We start from the raw sequence: 1,838 nt of genomic DNA, 5'->3' as shown, positions 1-1,838 counted from the left end.
GCTGGGAGCCGGGCGCGGCGTCGGCGCTCGGCGCGGTTCGCGCGAGAGCCTGCTTGGAGCTGGTCACTGGCCGAGCACGTCCTTGATCTCCTTGGTGGCAGCGTCCCAGCCCTGGTCCGGGGTCTTGCCCTTCTGCTCGACCTGGAGGATGCCGATGTCGGAGATGGCGGTGTTGATCGGCTGGTCCTTGACGCCGAAGATCTGCGTCGGGATGGTCTTGGCCGAGTCGGAGAAGATCTGCGTGATCGGCGCGTCCGAGAAGAACGTCGTGGTGGCGGCCTGCGGCTTCAGGCTCGCGTACGCCGACGGGGTGGACGGGAAGCTCGCCTGCTTGCCGAAGACCTTCGCCTGCTGCTCGGGGGCGGTCAGCCACTTCGCCAGCTTGATGGCCTCCTTCTGGTGCTTGCCCGCCGTGGGCACACCGATGAACGAGCCGCCCCAGTTGGCCGCGGTGGGCGCCGCCGCCACGTCCCACTTGCCCTCGCCGGCGTCACCGGACTTCTCCTGGATGTAGCCCAGCATCCACGCGGGGCATGCCACTGTCGCGAAGCCGCCGTTGGCGAAGGCCTGGTCCCACGGCTTGTCGAACTGCTTCAGCTTCGCCGACATGTTGCTGGTGGCCACCTCCATCGAGGCGTCCCAGGCCTTCTCCACACCGGAGGACTTGTCCCAGATGACGTTGCCGTCCTTGTCGTAGTACCGCTCGCTCTCGCCACCGAGCGCCGCGTTGTAGACCGAGGCGGCGGAGTCCACGAACTTGGTGCCCTTGGGCGCCTTCTTCATGTAGTCCTTGCCGACGTCGACGTACTTCGACCAGTCGCCCTTCCACTGCTCGGCGAGCTTGACGCGGTCCGTCTCCAGGCCCGCCGCCTTGAAGAGGTCCTTGCGGTAGCAGACCGCCATCGGACCGATGTCGGTGCCGAGGCCGATGGTCTTGCCGTCCTTGGTGGTGGCCTGAGCGGTCTTCCAGTCCAGCCACTGGGACTTGTCGACGTCCTTGCCGAGGTCGACGAACTTGTCGCCCTGCGTCTGGACCGCCTCGGCGATGTTGCCGACCTCGATCGCCTGGATGTCGTCCGTACCCGAACCGGCCTGCAGACGGGTGAGTGTCTTCGGCCAGTAGACGTCCGTACGGGTGGTGACGTTCTCCTTGATCGTGATGTCGGGGTTCTGCTTCATGTACTCGTCGTAGAGGCCGGCCTGCTTGTAGCCGAAGACCCCGAAAGTGCCGATGGTCAGCGTGGTCTTGCCACCGCCGCTGCCGCCGTCCGAGTCCGACGACCCGTCGTCCGAGTCCTCGGCGCAGCCGGCGAGCAGCCCCGTCGTCAGCGCGGCCACGGCCGCGAGGGCCATCAGCCTGCGGGACCCGCGGGTACTCGTGCGCATTGCGTCCTCCTGTTGCCTGACGTGCCGACCCCCCGGCCAACTGCGTTGTTGGGCCCGTTAGTTCATGCTGCGGCTCGGGCGGGGAACGTGCGGGATGTGTATGTGTCAGGTACTGTGGGAGCGCTCCCACAGGTGATGTGTTGAAGGTTCGTCGCTCGGCGCGGGGGTGTCAAGGGAGAGGACGCAGAGACGTGTCTTCAGTTATCGGGCTGTTAGCTAACGCCGGCGGAGACGGCGAGAGTAGGTCTCCGACGGTTGCGGGACGGCTTCGGGCAGGCTCCGGATCGGCTTCGGAGTGGGTCGGGGTGGTCTCCGGGCGGGCCCTGGGCCCCTGCGGTGGGCTTGCGTTCTGGCCGCGGGTCCGGTGGGGGCTCGTCGCGCAGTTCCCCGCGCCCCTGAAAGCGGGGCTGCGCCCCCGCATCCGAGGGCGGGGCGAAGCCCGCCCCGAGGGG

The 1,838-nt window shown here is 67.8% G+C and carries 1 protein-coding gene; it reads right to left on the bottom strand.

Annotated elements, in window-relative coordinates:
* Nucleotides 1–63: 63 nt before the first annotated feature.
* Entirely contained in the window at nt 64–1,386 is a 1,323-nt protein-coding gene (locus ACFWGJ_RS43505) for an ABC transporter substrate-binding protein (RefSeq protein WP_387334515.1), read from the bottom strand.
* Nucleotides 1,387–1,838 lie beyond the last annotated feature (452 nt).

The organism is Streptomyces sp. NPDC060205, from assembly GCF_042728395.1.
Classification (GTDB): domain Bacteria; phylum Actinomycetota; class Actinomycetes; order Streptomycetales; family Streptomycetaceae; genus Streptomyces.
The sequence above is the reverse complement of the archived record's forward strand: the minus strand, read 5'-3'. Positions and strand labels throughout refer to the sequence as shown.